The organism is Caulobacter sp. GW821-FHT10F06 (assembly GCF_058809215.1).
Window position 1 is genome coordinate 166,396 of record NZ_JBXASK010000003.1, and the last position, 13,849, is coordinate 180,244.

A 13,849-nucleotide genomic window follows, 5' to 3' on the forward strand; every position below is an offset into this window, starting at 1 on the left:
TGGCCGGCGTCCTTCCCAGCTATGGCGTGCGCGCGCCGCTAGTGGTAGAGGGGCCGCTTCGTTTTTCACGACGGAACTCCCCGTCGCCCGGATCGAGATCAGTTTCCTCATGCTCATCGGCATCCTGCTGGCCATCAACATCGTCGTCTGCCTTGGCCTGATCGGCGTGGTTCTGCTGCAACGTTCCGAGGGCGGCGCCCTGGGCATGGGCGGCGGCAACACCGGCTTCATGACCGCGCGCGGCGCCGGCGACCTGCTGACCCGCATCACCTGGATCCTGTTCTCGGTCTTCCTGGTCATCAGCCTGGTCCTGACCATCCTGACGGGCCGCATGGGCGCGGGTTCGGCCGTCGACCGTCTGAAGATCGACAATCTCGACACCAAGACCCTGAACGCGCCGGCCATCCCGGTGGCTCCGGCCGGTCAGACGCCGTCGACATCGCAGCCGGGCGCGATCACCGCGCCGACCCCGCAGCTGAACGCGCCGCTGACCAGCCAGCCCGCACCTGCTCAAACGCCGGCGCCGGCGGCTCCCGCGCCTGCGCAAACCCCGGCCCAGTAAGCGTTTTTCTCAAAAGCTGTTGATGAACGTCGGTCTTTTCGCCGCGATCCCCGAATCGCGGGTAATCTGAGCGCCCATGACCCGGTACATCTTCATCACCGGCGGCGTGGTTTCCTCGCTTGGAAAAGGCCTCGCCTCCGCAGCGCTCGGAGCGCTCCTCCAGGCTCGTGGCTACAAGGTCCGCCTTCGTAAGCTCGACCCTTATCTCAACGTCGATCCCGGCACGATGAGCCCGTATCAGCACGGCGAGGTCTTCGTGACCGACGACGGCGCCGAGACGGACCTGGACCTTGGCCACTACGAGCGCTTCACCGGCGTGTCGGCCACCAAGGCTGACAACATCACCACCGGCCAGATCTACAAGACGATCATCGAGAAGGAGCGTCGGGGCGACTATCTGGGCGCGACCGTCCAGGTGATTCCGCACGTCACCAACGAGATCAAGGATTTCGTGATGTCGCCCGCCATGGACGAGACGGGCGAAAAGCCGGTCGACTTCGTGCTGGTCGAGATCGGCGGCACCGTCGGCGACATCGAGGGCCTGCCGTTCTTCGAGGCCATCCGCCAGCTGCGCCAGGACCTGCCGCGCGGCCAGAGCTGCTACATCCATCTGACCTTGCTGCCGTTCATCAAGACGGCCGGCGAGATGAAAACCAAGCCGACCCAGCACTCCGTCAAGGAGCTGCGCTCGATCGGCATTCAGCCCGACATCCTGCTGTGCCGCTGCGAGCAGGACATCCCGGTCGAGGAAAAGCGCAAGATCGCGCAATTCTGCAACGTGCGTCCCAGCGCCGTGATCCAGGCGATGGACAGCTCGTCGATCTACGCCGTGCCGATCGACTATCACCATGAAGGCCTGGACGCCGAGGTGCTGGACGTGTTCGGCATGAGCGACGCGCCCAAGCCGGACCTGTCGCGCTGGCAGGCCATCGACCAGACCGTCAATCACCCCGACGGCGAAGTGACCATCGCCGTGGTCGGCAAATATACCGTGCTGAAGGACGCCTATAAGTCGTTGATCGAGGCCCTGCACCACGGCGGCCTGGCCAACAAGGTCAAGGTCAATCTCGACTGGGTCGAGAGCGAGACCTTCGAAGGCGATCCCGGCGCGGCCGCGGCCCGTCTGGAGAACGCCCACGCCATCATGGTGCCCGGCGGCTTCGGCGAACGCGGCGCGGAGGGCAAGATCCGTGCGGCCCAGTTCGCTCGCGAGCGGAAAGTGCCGTATTTCGGCATCTGCTTCGGCATGCAGATGGCCGTGATCGAGACCCTGCGGAACGTGGCCGGCATCACTGACGCCTCGTCCAGCGAGTTTGGTCCCACGGACCGGCCGGTGGTCGGCATCATGACCGAGTGGATCAAGGGCAACGAGACCGTCCAGCGCCGCTCCGGCGACGACCTGGGCGGCACCATGCGCCTGGGGGCCTTCGACGCCGTCCTGACGCCGGGCTCCAAAGTCGCCAAGATCTATGGCGACACCGCCATCAGCGAGCGCCACAGGCACCGCTACGAGGTCAATATCGGCTACAGCCATCGGATGGAGGAGTCAGGCCTGAAGCTGACAGGTCGTTCGCCCGACGGCGTGCTGCCCGAGATCGTCGAGCGCGAGGACCATCCGTGGTTCATCGGCGTCCAGTTCCACCCGGAACTGAAAAGCCGCCCCTTCGCGCCGCACCCGCTGTTCGCGAGTTTCATCGCGGCGGCGAAGGAACAGGGCCGGCTGGTCTAACCCCCGGCCTTGCTGCTAGCCCGGGTCAGGACCAGATCTTCTGGGCCCGGGCGACGGCGGCCTTGCGCTCCTCCAGGCCCAGGAAGCCCCCGTTGATGGCCTTGGTCTCGGCCTTGATCGCTGCGGCCTCGTCGGGGCCGTCTGCGACGGCGTTCAAGCCCTTGTTCGCCCAGAAGGCGGCCGCGATATTGGCCGCGCCGTCGTATTCGCCGGCGATCTGGGGCGAGGCCACCAGGTCTGCCCCGGCCCAGGCGCTGGCGGCCTTGTAATTGGCCTTGCCGGTCAGCTGGATATAGCCGCGTCCCCGGTACCGCCATCCGTCGGTCGGATCGGTGTTTCCCAGTCGCTTCCCATAGACCAGATTGGCCAGGGCCGGCGGATTGTGGGCGTAGGGCGCGGCCGCCGCGATTGTCGGGAATCGGCTGGGCCAGACCTGGACCAGGCGCTCGGCGCGATAGTCGAGGTTCTCGAACAGCCGCGTGAAGCCGCCGCTCTCGTGATAGATCTGCCCCAGCCAATGGGTGAGCCGCTTGGCCGTGGTCAGGCCGTGAAGCAATCGGGCTTTTTCCAGGCCCGGAGCCACCGCCGCGACATCGCAGCTGGACGCGAACTTTTTCAGAGTCACCGTATCGATAACCAGTCCCATGATCTTGCCTCCCCCTGTGAAAAAGTCAGTTAACCATGGAGCGATCTTGTCCGAAAGTGCTCGTTAGGATCGTACTTCAACCACCGGCTTGCATCTTCTCGTGTCTTACGGCATAAGCGCGCCCTCACGCGGCGACCTGGGCATCCCCCGAGTCGCCGCTCTCGATTTTCACGCTCAGCGAGCAGAGTCACTTCGATGGCCGTTCCCAAAAGAAAAACTTCGCCTTCTCGCCGGAACATGCGCCGGTCGCACCACGCCCTGGGCGCTAATTCCTTCGTGGAAGACAAGGACTCGGGCGAACTGCGCCGCCCGCACCACGTCGACCTGAAGACCGGCCTGTACAACGGCAAGCAGATCCTCACCCCCAAGGAAGACTAAGGTCTTCTTTCACGGACGTGAGTACGAAGACGCCGCCCGGGCTCAGCCCAGGCGGCGTTTTTCGTTTTTTCGTCGTCGCCGCTTTTTTGTCGCGGAAGTCGAAAAAACGGCGTTAGCTGAGCGGGTCAGGGAGATCCGCCCATGCTCACACGCCGAATCCTAACGGCGGGACTGGGACTGTCATTCGTCGGCCAAGCCGCCTTGGCTCGGCAAACGACGCCAGCGCTCACGCCGCAATCCGTTCCCACACCCGATCCCGTGCTGTTCCTCGATGCGTCGCTCGACGCCGATGACCGCCTGACCATACCGGTCAAGATCAACGGGCAGGGGCCTTTCCAATTCATCGTCGACACCGGCGCCGATCGCAGCGTGCTGTCGGCCGACCTGGCTCAGCGCCTGGACCTGACGCGTGGTCCGGACGTGATCGTGCACGGCATCGCCGGGGCCCAGCTCAGCCACACGACCGTCGTCGATCAGTTGACGGTCGGTGACGCCAGGCTCAGCCAGGTCAGCCTGCCGGTGTTGGCGCAGGAGCGGGTCGGCGCCGATGGCCTGTTAGGCGTCGACGTCCTCGAAGGTCGCAGCGTCATCATGGACTTCGTGCGCCACAGGCTCGAGGTGCGGCGCAGTCGTTCGGCCTTCGACTTCGTCAGGCTGTCTCGTGAGGTCTCGGTGGTGGCCGACGACAAATATGGCCGCTTGACCGTCGTCGATTGCCGCGTGGCCGGCGCCCGCGCCCTGGCCTTCATCGACTCGGGCGGCGGCGTGAGCATCGGCAACATGGCGCTGTCGCGGGCCATCGCGACCCGGCGTCGGCGGACCGCGGACGACGTTCGCCCGGCTCAGTTGCTCACGGCCTCGGGCGAGATCACCGTCGGGCAGTTCCGGATCGCGCCTTCCCTGACCCTGGGTGACGTGCGCGTCACCAACCTGCCGATGGCCTTCGCCGATCTGCACATCTTCAACATCTGGGGCATGAACGACCGGCCCGCGGTGCTTCTGGGCGTTGACGTGCTGCAGATGTTCGCCCGGGTCGAGCTGGATTTCGGGGCGGGCCGAGTGCTGTTCCGGCTGGGCAATGTCGCTCAGCCCCGGATCATGAACGCCTGAGCCTACTGGCCGCGTCCGCGGGCCTGAACCTGGGCGCGGCGAGCCTCGACCGCCTCGGGCGTCACCTTGCGGTTATGGGCGCTTGAGCGCTCGTGCTCGATCTCCAGCCCCTTGCGGAAGGAGCGGCTGAAACCCTCGTCGATCAGCGCCTTGTAGAACGACAGCGTCTCGACGGGGATCGAGGCCATGTCGGCGGCCATCTTCAAGGCGGTCGGCATCAGCTCGTCGGCCGGGACCACCCGGTTGACCAAGCCCCAGTCAGCGGCGGTCCTGGCGTCCAGGAAGTTGCCGGTCAGCGACAGCTCCTTGGCCCGGTAGACGCCGATCAGGCGCGACAGCTTCTGGGAGAGGCCCCAGCCGGGCATGATCCCGACCCGGGCGTGGGTGTCGGCGAAGCGGGCGTTCTCCGAGGCGATCAGTACGTCGCAGGCCAGGGCCAACTCGAAGCCGCCGGTAATGGCCACGCCGTTGATCGCGCCGATCACCGGTTTGCGACAAAGCTCGATGGCCTTGACCGGATTGGATTCCGCGCCCTGGTGGTTGGCGGCGCTCATAGCCTTGGGGTCGCTGCCCAGCTCCTTCAGGTCCAGGCCGGCAGTGAAGGCTCGCTCGCCGGCGCCCGTCAGCACCACCACGCTGACCTCGGGATCGGCGTCCAACTCGACTATCGCCGCGTGCAGATCGGCCCGCAGCGCCTTGGACAGGGCGTTCATCGACTCGGGTCGATTGAGAGTGACGACCGCGATCGGGCCGCTGCGTTCGACGCTCAGCATGGGCTTCTCCCTTTTATGACCGATGATCAGTCGCGCTCCGGAAGGGAAGTCAAGTTGCGCGCCGGGCCCATGGCGGCTAAGGCTCCCGCGCCTTTTCGCCTTGAGGAACTCCCATGACCGAGATCGTCGACATCATCGCCCGCGAAATCCTCGACAGCCGGGGCAACCCGACGGTCGAAGTCGACGTCGTCCTGGAAGACGGCGCATTCGGTCGCGCCGCGGTCCCCTCGGGTGCCTCGACCGGCGCGCACGAAGCCAACGAAAAGCGTGACGGCGACAAGAGCCGCTATCTGGGCAAGGGCGTCCTGCAGGCCGTCGACGCCGTCAACGGCGAGATCTTCGACGCGCTGTCGGGCGTGGACGCCGAGGACCAGCGCCGCGTCGACAAGCTGCTGATCGATCTGGACGGCACCCAGAACAAGGCCCGCCTGGGCGCCAACGCCATCTTGGGCGTGTCGCTGGCCACCGCCAAGGCCGCCGCCGAGTCGGCCGGTCTGCCGCTCTACAAGTATGTGGGCGGCGTGAACGCCCGTGTGCTGCCGACCCCGATGATGAACATCATCAACGGCGGCGCCCACGCCGACAATCCGATCGACATCCAGGAGTTCATGATCCTGCCGACCGGCGCCAAGGACTTCCGCGAAGGCCTGCGCATGGGCGCTGAGATCTTCCACGCCCTGAAGAAGGCCCTGAAAGACGCTGGTCAAAACACCAACGTCGGCGACGAGGGCGGCTTCGCCCCGAACCTGGCGTCGGCCGAAGCCGCGCTCGACTTCATCGTCAAGGCTGGCGAGAAGGCCGGCTACAAGGCCGGCGACGACTTCGTCCTGGGTCTGGACGTCGCCTCGACCGAGTTCTTCAAGAACGGCAAGTACGAGCTGGAAGGCGAAGGCAAGTCGCTGGATCCGGCCGCCATGGTCGAATATCTGGCCGGCTTGGTCTCGAAGTTCCCGATCCTCACGATCGAGGACGGCATGGCTGAAGACGACTTCGATGGCTGGAAGCTGCTGACTGACACCCTGGGCAAGAAAGTGCAGCTGGTCGGCGACGACCTGTTCGTCACCAATTCCACGCGCCTGCAGATGGGCCTTGAGAAGGGCCTGGCCAACTCGATCCTCGTGAAGGTCAACCAGATCGGCACGCTGTCGGAAACCATCGACGCCGTCGATCTGGCCCACCGCCACGGCTACACCAGCGTCATGAGCCACCGCTCGGGCGAGACCGAGGATAGCACGATCGCCGACTTGGCCGTCGCCCTGAACTGCGGTCAGATCAAGACCGGTTCGCTTGCACGCTCGGACCGCACCGCCAAGTACAACCAACTGCTGCGCATCGAGGAGATGCTGGACGACCAAGGGGTCTATGCCGGTCGCTCGGCTCTCAAGGGCCGCTAGTCGCCCAACGAACTCCGGACTTCAGGAAGGCGCGGCTTCGGACAGAAGCTGCGCCTTTTCCTTTATGTAGCTCAGCGGCGCGTCCTTCTTCATCACCATGTAGCCTGTGATGGCGTGATAGGCCGGATCGCCGACCGAGCCGCCTTCCGGAACCTGGCCGCTCCCGCTCGACACCTCGTCGACGGTAGGCATGACCGGACGGCCGGGCAGGACGATATCGCCCTTCACCAAGTCATCGGTCTTTCCGGACTTCAGCTTCCAGCCACAGGTCTCGAACCGCACCAAGCGATCGGGCTGGAAAGCCAGGGTCAACAGCATCAGCTTCATCGATCCGATCGCGGCGGTCTCAGCCTGGCCCATGGCGCGGACCTGCTGGATGGATAGCGCGCGCCCATAGGTGATCCAGCGATCCTCGCCTTCCCACAGCGTCCGGAAGATCGAGGCGTTCATCGGGATCACCAGGCCACCGCCGAAGTCGAGCTTCGGCGGATCGCCCTTGATCATGTTGGGGCCGCCTTTGGGACCCTTGACCACGCCTTCTTCAGCCCAGGCGAGAACGGGAGCCGCTGTGACGCCGAGCGCCAGCAAGATATCTCGCCTATCGATCATGTGGCGTTCCCCAGTCAACCTTGGGGCGATATCACGCTTGGCAAGCGTGTCGATTCTCGGGCGGAAATTGTTCAACGGGCGACGAACATTCGTTCGAACGCTGAAATTCACCAACAATTTTTCTATAAGCGTCGACGAAGCGTGTTTGGGCTTCAAATTTAGCGTCTTCGCGCCTGCGAGCAGGGCGCTGCGATGCAGTATCTAGATGCTGATGAAACGATCTCAAATGAAAGGATCGGATCGTTGCGAGCGTGACTATCTGCGAGGGTCTCGCGGGCCCTGATTTAGAAGGCGTTAAGCACGATCTGAGAGTCTGAGATCCCCTTCCCGGGATTCTCCGATGTTCGCCCGACTGCAACCGATCCTGCCGACAGCGGCGATCTTTTTCCTGATCTTCTACTTCGCGTTCCACGCCCTGACCGGCGAACGCGGCCTTTTGTCGACGTCTCAACGCAACGCCGACCTCGCCGCGAAAACGAAGGAACTCAAGAAGGTGCGTGCGGAGAGGATGGACCTGGAGGCCCGCGCTCGTCTATTACGCAGCGGCAGTCTGTCGGCTGATCTCCTGGAAGAACGCGCGCGTTCGCTCCTAGGATATGCCGACCCGAAGGACTATGTGATCCGCACCAAGCGATAGCCTGGGCGGTCACGACCTCCGGCCCGGACTGACGATCGTTCTCCGGATCATCCGAGCCGGGAGCGATCATGGCATGACATGAGGAGCACTTCCTTCGCGGAACCGACGACTATTTCGGCGGGATGTGCTCTGAGGTGAAGGCCGCGATGAAGATTGGCCAGGGAGAATTGAATGGCGCGCACGCGCAAGGGTGAAGCTTCCGAGGGGAAAGCGAGTGACACCGGTGTCAACGCTTTCGTCGGCAAGGAAGAGCTTCTCAAGTTCTATCAGGACATGCTGCTCATTCGCCGCTTCGAGGAGCGCGCGGGCCAGCTGTATGGCATGGGTCTGATCGGCGGGTTCTGCCACCTCTACATCGGCCAGGAAGCCATCGCGGTCGGCATGCAGTCGATCCAGCAGAAGGGCGACCAGATCATCACGGGCTACCGTGACCACGGCCACATGTTGGCCGCCGGCATGGATCCCAAGGAAGTCATGGCCGAGCTGACCGGCCGCGCGGGCGGTTCGTCGCGCGGCAAGGGCGGCTCGATGCACATGTTCGACATCGAGACCGGCTTCTACGGCGGCCACGGCATCGTCGGCGCGCAGGTCGCGCTCGGCACCGGCCTGGCGCTGGCCAACAGCTACAAGGGCAACGGCAACGTGTCCTACGCCTATATGGGCGACGGCGCGGCCAACCAGGGCCAGGTCTACGAGAGCTTCAACATGGCCCAGCTGTGGAAGCTGCCGGTTGTGTACGTGATCGAGAACAACCAATACGCCATGGGCACCAGCGTCGAGCGCGCGGCGTCCGAGACAGCCTTCCACAAGCGCGGCGTTTCGTTCCGGATCCCGGGCGAGGAAGTCGACGGCATGGATATCGTGGCCGTACGCGAGGCTGGCGCCCGCGCCAGCGAGCACGCCCGTAGCGGCCAGGGTCCCTACATCCTCGAGATGAAGACCTATCGCTACCGCGGCCACTCGATGTCGGACCCGGCCAAGTACCGCACCAAGGAAGAGGTCGACGAGGTCAAGCAGACCCGCGATCCGATCGACCACATCAAGGAACGTCTGGCCAAGGCCGGCGTCACCGAGGACGACCTGAAGGGCATCGACGGCGAAGTGAAGCGCATCGTCGCCGAAGCCGCCGAATTCGCCCGCACCAGCCCTGAGCCGGATCCCTCCGAACTCTATACCGACGTCTATCTGGAGGCCGCCCAGTGAGCGTGGACATCCTCATGCCCGCCCTCTCGCCGACCATGGAAGAGGGCACGCTGGCCAAGTGGCTGGTCAAGGAAGGCGACACCGTGAAGGCCGGTGACGTGATCGCCGAGATCGAAACGGACAAGGCGACGATGGAAGTCGAAGCCGTCGACGAAGGCGTCGTCGAGGCCATCTTGGTCGCCGCCGGCTCCGAGAACGTCAAGGTCAACACGTTGATCGCACGCCTGAAGGGCGAAGGCGAGGCGGCCTCGGCCGCTCCGACTGCCGCGCCCGTCGCCGCCGCTGCTCCTGCGGCCTCGCCCGCCGCGGCTCCGGCCGCTGCTCCGGTCCAGCTGGCCGATCCGGAGATCCCGGCTGGCACGCCGCTGAAAAAGATCACCGTGCGCGACGCCCTGCGCGACGCCATGGCCGAAGAGATGCGCCGCGACGACCGCGTGTTCCTGATGGGCGAGGAAGTCGCCCAGTACCAGGGCGCGTACAAGGTCAGCCGCGACCTGCTGCAGGAGTTCGGCGACAAGCGCGTCATCGACACCCCGATCACCGAGCACGGCTTCGCCGGCATGGGCGTCGGCGCGGCGATGGCCGGTCTGAAGCCGATCGTCGAGTTCATGACCTGGAACTTCGCCATGCAGGCGATCGACCACATCATCAACTCCGCCGCCAAGACGCTCTACATGTCGGGCGGCCAGATCAAGTCGTCGATCGTGTTCCGCGGCCCCAACGGCGCGGCCTCGCGGGTCGGCGCCCAGCACAGCCAGGACTACGCGGCCTGGTACGGCAACGTGCCCGGCCTGAAGGTCATCGCGCCGTATGACGCGGCCGACGCCAAGGGCCTGCTCAAGGCCGCCATCCGCGATCCGAACCCCGTCGTCTTCCTCGAACACGAGATGATGTACGGCCACGAGTTCGACATTCCGGACGTCGAGGACTACGTCGTGCCAATCGGCAAGGCCAAGGTCCGTCGCGAAGGCTCGGACGTGACCCTGGTCGCGTACAGCCGCATGGTGGGCTTCGCCCTCCAGGCCGCCGAAGCCCTGGCCGCCGAAGGCATCTCTGCCGAGGTTATCGATCTGCGGACCATCCGCCCGATGGACCACGCCACGATCCTCGAAAGCGTCAAGAAGACCAACCGTCTGGTCACGGCCGAGGAAGGCTGGGGCCCGATGGGCGTCGGCGCCGAGATCGTCGCGCGCATCACCGAGCACGGCTTCGACTATCTGGATGCGCCGCCCCTGCGCGTGCACCAGGAGGACGTGCCGCTGCCCTATGCGGCGAACCTGGAAGCCCTCTCGCTGCCGTCGGTCGACAAGATCGTCCAGGCCGCGAAGAAGGTCTGCTACCGCTGATGAAGATGCGGCTCATGTCTGGCGGGAGAGCGGCGATCGCTGCATACCTGTCGGACGTGAGCCGTTTCTCTTTCGGCCAAGAACAACACCTCGCCCCGGCGCGAGATCGAGCGGACGACGGCCCGGCCGACAACGTCCCGAACGCTTGAGGAAGAAGCTCAATGTCGATCGACATCCTGATGCCCGCCCTGTCGCCCACCATGGAAGAGGGCACCCTCGCCAAGTGGCACGTGAAGGTGGGTGACACCGTCAAGGCCGGCGACGTCATCGCCGAGATCGAGACCGACAAGGCGACGATGGAAGTCGAAGCCGTCGACGAAGGCGTGGTTGAAGCCATCCTGGTCGACGCCGGCACCGAGAACGTCAAGGTCAACGCGCTGATCGCCAAGCTGGCCGGGGAGGGCGACAGCGCTCCGCCGCCGGCCGCCAAGGCCGCGCCCGCAGCCGAATCGCCGAAGGCCGCTACTCCCGCTCCGGCCGCCGCGCCCGCCGCTGCTGCTCCGGCCGCCGCGCCCGCCGCTGCTGCTCCGGCCGCCGCCGCGCCGACCGGCGATCGCGTCTTCGCCTCGCCCCTGGCTCGCCGCCTGGCCCAGGCCGCCAATCTGGACCTGAAGTCGATCAAGGGCTCCGGCCCGCACGGTCGCGTGGTCAAGGCCGACGTCGAGGCCGCCGGCCAAGGCGGCGCGCCCGCCGCCAAGGCTCCCGCCGCCGCCCCGGCTGCGACTCCGGCCGCCGCCGCGCCGCGTCAGGTGCAGTCGTTGGAGCAGATGGGCATCCCCGCCGGCTCGTACGACCTCATCCCCCTGGACGGCATGCGCAAGACCATCGCGCGACGGATGACGGAAAGCTTCCGCGACGTGCCGCACTTCCCGCTGCAGATCGATCTCGAGATCGACGCGCTGCTGGCTGCGCGGAGCAAGATCAACAGCCTGCTCGAGAAGCAGGGCGTGAAGGTCTCGGTCAACGACATCGTCATCAAGGCCGCCGCCGTGGCCCTGAAGCAGGTGCCGGAAGCCAACGCCTCCTACACGCCTGAAGGCATCGCCATGCACCACCACGCCGACATCGCCGTCGCCGTGGCCGTCGAGGGCGGCCTGATCACGCCGATCATTCGCGCCGCCGAGACCAAGGGCCTGGCCCAGATCTCCAACGAGATGAAGGACCTGGCCAAGCGGGCGAAGGAAAAGAAGCTGAAGCCCGAGGAATTCCAGGGCGGCACGTTCTCGATCTCCAACCTCGGCATGTTCGGCATCAAGTCGTTCGCCTCGATCATCAACGAGCCGCAAGGCGCGATCATGAGCGTCGGCGCGGGCGAGCAGCGCCCGGTGGTCAAGAATGGCCAGCTGGCCGTGGCGACCGTCATGACCGTGACCCTGACCTGCGATCACCGCGTGGTCGACGGTTCGGTCGGCGCCAAGTTCCTGGCGGCCTTCAAGCCGCTGATCGAAGAGCCGCTGACCCTGATCGTCTGATCTTAGGGCGGGGCAGGAGGGCGCCATGTCGGTCTATGACTACTCGGCCAAGACGCTGGACGGCCAGGACGTGAGCCTGGCCGACTATCGGGGCAAGGTCCTGCTGATCGTCAATACGGCCAGCAAGTGCGGTTTCACCCCGCAATACGAAGGTCTCGAGGCGCTCTATCGCCAATACAAGGATCGCGGTCTGACGATCCTGGGTTTCCCGTGCAACCAGTTCGGGGCTCAGGAACCGGGCAACGCCGAGGAGATCGCGAACTTCTGTTCACTGACCTACGACGTGACCTTCCCGATGTTGGCCAAGATCGACGTCAACGGCCCCTCGACCCATCCGCTCTACGCATTCCTGAAGAAGGAGCAGAAGGGCATCCTGGGCACCGAGGGGATCAAGTGGAACTTCACCAAGTTCCTGGTTGGCCGCGACGGCGAAGTCGTCGAGCGGTTCGCCCCCAACACCAAGCCCGAGGACCTCAAGGTCGCGGTCGAGGCGCTGCTTTAATTATCCCAGGTCGGCTGCAGGCCGATCGATCTAGGCCGCCCGGCTCCCCTCGGGCGACGTCCAAGCTAGGGTAAGATGAACATGTCCACGGAATTCGATGTCGTCGTCATCGGCGCCGGTCCTGGCGGCTATGTGGCCGCGATCCGCGCCAGCCAACTGGGCCTGAAGACGGCTATCATCGAGCGCGAGAACCTGGGCGGCATCTGCCTGAACTGGGGCTGCATCCCCACCAAGGCCCTGCTGAAGTCCGGCGAAATCTTCGAGCAGCTGTCGCACCTGGACAGCTATGGCCTGTCGGTCGAGAAGCCGTCGTTCGACTTCAACAAGATCATCGAGCGTTCGCGCGGCGTGGCCAAGACTATGTCGGGCGGCATCGCCTTCCTGATGAAGAAGCACAAGATCGAGGTCGTCGAGGGCGAGGCCAAGCTCGAAAAGGGCAGCCCTTCGCCCAAGGTCGTCGTGGCCCTGAAGGCCGGCGGCAGCCGCACGATCCAGGCCAAGAACGTGATCCTGGCCAGCGGCGCCCGCGCCCGCAACATTCCGGCCATCGGCGCAGTGTCTGATGGCGACAAGATCTGGACCTATCGCGACGCGCTGGCCCCCAAGACCATGCCCAAGTCGCTGGTCGTCATCGGCTCGGGCGCCATCGGCATCGAGTTCGCCAGCTTCTATCGCGCGCTCGGCGCCGATGTGACCGTCGTCGAAGCCGTCGACCGCATCATGCCGGTCGAGGACGCCGAGGTCTCCAAGGCCGCCCAGAAGGCCTTCGAGAAGCGCGGCATCAGGTTCCGCATCGGCGCCAAGGTGACCAAGGTCGAGAAGACCGCGACCGGCGTTTCCGTCGCCGTCGAGGTGGCCGGCAAGGCCGAGGCCCTGACCGCAGAGAAGTGCATCGTCGCCGTCGGCATCGCTCCGAACACCGAGGGCCTGGAGGCCATCGGCCTGAACATGGATCGCGGCCACGTGGTGACCGGCAAGCACGGCGAGACCAACGTGGCTGGCCTCTACGCTATCGGCGACGCCGCCGGCCCGCCTTGGCTCGCTCACAAGGCCAGCCACGAAGGCATCCACGCCGCCGAGCACATCGCCGGTTACAAGACCCCCGCCGTTCACTCGCCGATCCCGGGCTGCACCTACGCCAACCCGCAGGTCGCCTCGGTGGGCTACACCGAAGCCGCCGCGAAGGCCGCGGGCATCGACGTCAAGGCCGGCCGCTTCCCGTTCAAGGTCAACGGCAAGGCCGTGGCCGCCGGCGAGACCGAAGGCTTCGTCAAGACGGTGTTCGACGGCAAGACCGGGGCCCTGATCGGCGCCCACATGATCGGCCACGAAGTGACCGAGATGATCCAGGGCTTCGTCACGGCCATCACGCTCGAGGCGACCGAGGAAGACCTGCACGGAATCGTCTACGCTCACCCGACCATGTCGGAAGCCATGCACGAGGCTGCGCTCGACGCCTATGGACGCGTGCTGCACATCTAGGGACTT

14 protein-coding genes are annotated in these 13,849 nt (G+C 65.4%); 11 read left to right on the top strand and 3 right to left on the bottom strand.

Going from position 1 to position 13,849, the window contains the following annotated elements:
• Positions 1 to 109: 109 nt before the first annotated feature.
• Together secG and pyrG are read left to right on the top strand one after the other, a co-directional pair.
• Positions 110 to 562 (top strand): preprotein translocase subunit SecG, encoded by a 453-nt coding sequence (gene secG / locus AC1RUS_RS07125; protein WP_492914474.1) that lies wholly within the window; start codon positions 110 to 112, stop codon positions 560 to 562.
• Positions 563 to 638: 76 nt separating this feature from the next.
• Positions 639 to 2,291 (top strand): CTP synthase, encoded by a 1,653-nt coding sequence (gene pyrG, locus AC1RUS_RS07130; protein WP_492914476.1) that lies wholly within the window; start codon positions 639 to 641, stop codon positions 2,289 to 2,291.
• 25 nt (positions 2,292 to 2,316) lie between these two features.
• Here pyrG and AC1RUS_RS07135 read toward each other — a convergent pair whose 3' ends face one another.
• Positions 2,317 to 2,937, bottom strand: a complete 621-nt coding sequence (locus tag AC1RUS_RS07135) for a glycoside hydrolase family 19 protein (protein WP_492914478.1) — start codon at positions 2,935 to 2,937, stop codon at positions 2,317 to 2,319.
• Between the two features lie 195 nt (positions 2,938 to 3,132).
• On the opposite strand from AC1RUS_RS07135, the gene rpmF reads away from it, so the two are divergent.
• Complete coding sequence (rpmF, locus tag AC1RUS_RS07140) at positions 3,133 to 3,315, top strand: 50S ribosomal protein L32 (protein ID WP_007671126.1); 183 nt, start codon at positions 3,133 to 3,135, stop codon at positions 3,313 to 3,315.
• A 141-nt stretch (positions 3,316 to 3,456) separates the two neighbouring features.
• Positions 3,457 to 4,425 carry an aspartyl protease family protein gene (locus AC1RUS_RS07145; RefSeq protein WP_492914480.1) on the top strand — a complete coding sequence of 323 codons (969 nt, stop codon included), beginning with the start codon at positions 3,457 to 3,459 and terminating at the stop codon, positions 4,423 to 4,425.
• A gap of 2 nt (positions 4,426 to 4,427) precedes the next feature.
• Here AC1RUS_RS07145 and AC1RUS_RS07150 read toward each other — a convergent pair whose 3' ends face one another.
• Positions 4,428 to 5,198: an enoyl-CoA hydratase gene (locus AC1RUS_RS07150; RefSeq protein WP_492914482.1), complete on the bottom strand. Its 771-nt coding sequence runs from the start codon at positions 5,196 to 5,198 to the stop codon at positions 4,428 to 4,430.
• Positions 5,199 to 5,311: 113 nt separating this feature from the next.
• Here AC1RUS_RS07150 and eno point away from each other — a divergent pair, with 113 nt between their 5' ends.
• A complete protein-coding gene (eno, locus tag AC1RUS_RS07155; RefSeq protein ID WP_492914485.1) occupies positions 5,312 to 6,592 on the top strand; it encodes a phosphopyruvate hydratase in 1,281 nt (426 codons plus the stop codon).
• Between the two features lie 21 nt (positions 6,593 to 6,613).
• Here eno and AC1RUS_RS07160 read toward each other — a convergent pair whose 3' ends face one another.
• Positions 6,614 to 7,315: a hypothetical protein gene (locus AC1RUS_RS07160; RefSeq protein WP_492914487.1), complete on the bottom strand. Its 702-nt coding sequence runs from the start codon at positions 7,313 to 7,315 to the stop codon at positions 6,614 to 6,616.
• 226 nt (positions 7,316 to 7,541) lie between these two features.
• Between AC1RUS_RS07160 and AC1RUS_RS07165 the strand changes: the two genes are divergently transcribed.
• The 6 genes from AC1RUS_RS07165 to lpdA all read left to right on the top strand — a co-directional run bounded on the left by AC1RUS_RS07165 (position 7,542) and on the right by lpdA (position 13,843).
• A complete protein-coding gene (locus AC1RUS_RS07165; protein WP_492914489.1) occupies positions 7,542 to 7,838 on the top strand; it encodes an FtsB family cell division protein in 297 nt (98 codons plus the stop codon).
• A gap of 171 nt (positions 7,839 to 8,009) precedes the next feature.
• The gene (gene pdhA, locus AC1RUS_RS07170; RefSeq protein WP_492914491.1) at positions 8,010 to 9,041 is read left to right on the top strand and encodes a pyruvate dehydrogenase (acetyl-transferring) E1 component subunit alpha; all 1,032 of its coding nucleotides are present in this window, start codon (positions 8,010 to 8,012) and stop codon (positions 9,039 to 9,041) included.
• Between the two features lie 14 nt (positions 9,042 to 9,055).
• Positions 9,056 to 10,387: a pyruvate dehydrogenase complex E1 component subunit beta gene (locus tag AC1RUS_RS07175; protein WP_492914493.1), complete on the top strand. Its 1,332-nt coding sequence runs from the start codon at positions 9,056 to 9,058 to the stop codon at positions 10,385 to 10,387.
• A gap of 161 nt (positions 10,388 to 10,548) precedes the next feature.
• A complete protein-coding gene (locus AC1RUS_RS07180) occupies positions 10,549 to 11,859 on the top strand; it encodes a pyruvate dehydrogenase complex dihydrolipoamide acetyltransferase (RefSeq protein ID WP_492914495.1) in 1,311 nt (436 codons plus the stop codon).
• A gap of 25 nt (positions 11,860 to 11,884) precedes the next feature.
• Positions 11,885 to 12,361 (top strand): glutathione peroxidase, encoded by a 477-nt coding sequence (locus AC1RUS_RS07185; protein ID WP_492914497.1) that lies wholly within the window; start codon positions 11,885 to 11,887, stop codon positions 12,359 to 12,361.
• Between the two features lie 81 nt (positions 12,362 to 12,442).
• A complete protein-coding gene (gene lpdA, locus AC1RUS_RS07190; protein ID WP_492914498.1) occupies positions 12,443 to 13,843 on the top strand; it encodes a dihydrolipoyl dehydrogenase in 1,401 nt (466 codons plus the stop codon).
• Positions 13,844 to 13,849: the final 6 nt, after the last annotated feature.

Excerpts from the sequence above, each read along its gene's own strand:
- rpmF (WP_007671126.1), top strand. The coding sequence starts at position 3,133 with ATGGCCGTTCCCAAAAGAAAAACTTCGCCTTCTCGCCGGAACATGCGC.
- lpdA (WP_492914498.1), top strand. The coding sequence starts at position 12,443 with ATGTCCACGGAATTCGATGTCGTCGTCATCGGCGCCGGTCCTGGCGGC.
- AC1RUS_RS07135 (WP_492914478.1), bottom strand. The coding sequence starts at position 2,937 with ATGGGACTGGTTATCGATACGGTGACTCTGAAAAAGTTCGCGTCCAGC.
- eno (WP_492914485.1), top strand. The coding sequence starts at position 5,312 with ATGACCGAGATCGTCGACATCATCGCCCGCGAAATCCTCGACAGCCGG.
- AC1RUS_RS07185 (WP_492914497.1), top strand. The coding sequence starts at position 11,885 with ATGTCGGTCTATGACTACTCGGCCAAGACGCTGGACGGCCAGGACGTG.
- AC1RUS_RS07165 (WP_492914489.1), top strand. The coding sequence starts at position 7,542 with ATGTTCGCCCGACTGCAACCGATCCTGCCGACAGCGGCGATCTTTTTC.
- AC1RUS_RS07180 (WP_492914495.1), top strand. The coding sequence starts at position 10,549 with ATGTCGATCGACATCCTGATGCCCGCCCTGTCGCCCACCATGGAAGAG.
- AC1RUS_RS07150 (WP_492914482.1), bottom strand. The coding sequence starts at position 5,198 with ATGCTGAGCGTCGAACGCAGCGGCCCGATCGCGGTCGTCACTCTCAAT.
- pyrG (WP_492914476.1), top strand. The coding sequence starts at position 639 with ATGACCCGGTACATCTTCATCACCGGCGGCGTGGTTTCCTCGCTTGGA.
- secG (WP_492914474.1), top strand. The coding sequence starts at position 110 with ATGCTCATCGGCATCCTGCTGGCCATCAACATCGTCGTCTGCCTTGGC.
- pdhA (WP_492914491.1), top strand. The coding sequence starts at position 8,010 with ATGGCGCGCACGCGCAAGGGTGAAGCTTCCGAGGGGAAAGCGAGTGAC.
- AC1RUS_RS07175 (WP_492914493.1), top strand. The coding sequence starts at position 9,056 with ATGCCCGCCCTCTCGCCGACCATGGAAGAGGGCACGCTGGCCAAGTGG.
- AC1RUS_RS07145 (WP_492914480.1), top strand. The coding sequence starts at position 3,457 with ATGCTCACACGCCGAATCCTAACGGCGGGACTGGGACTGTCATTCGTC.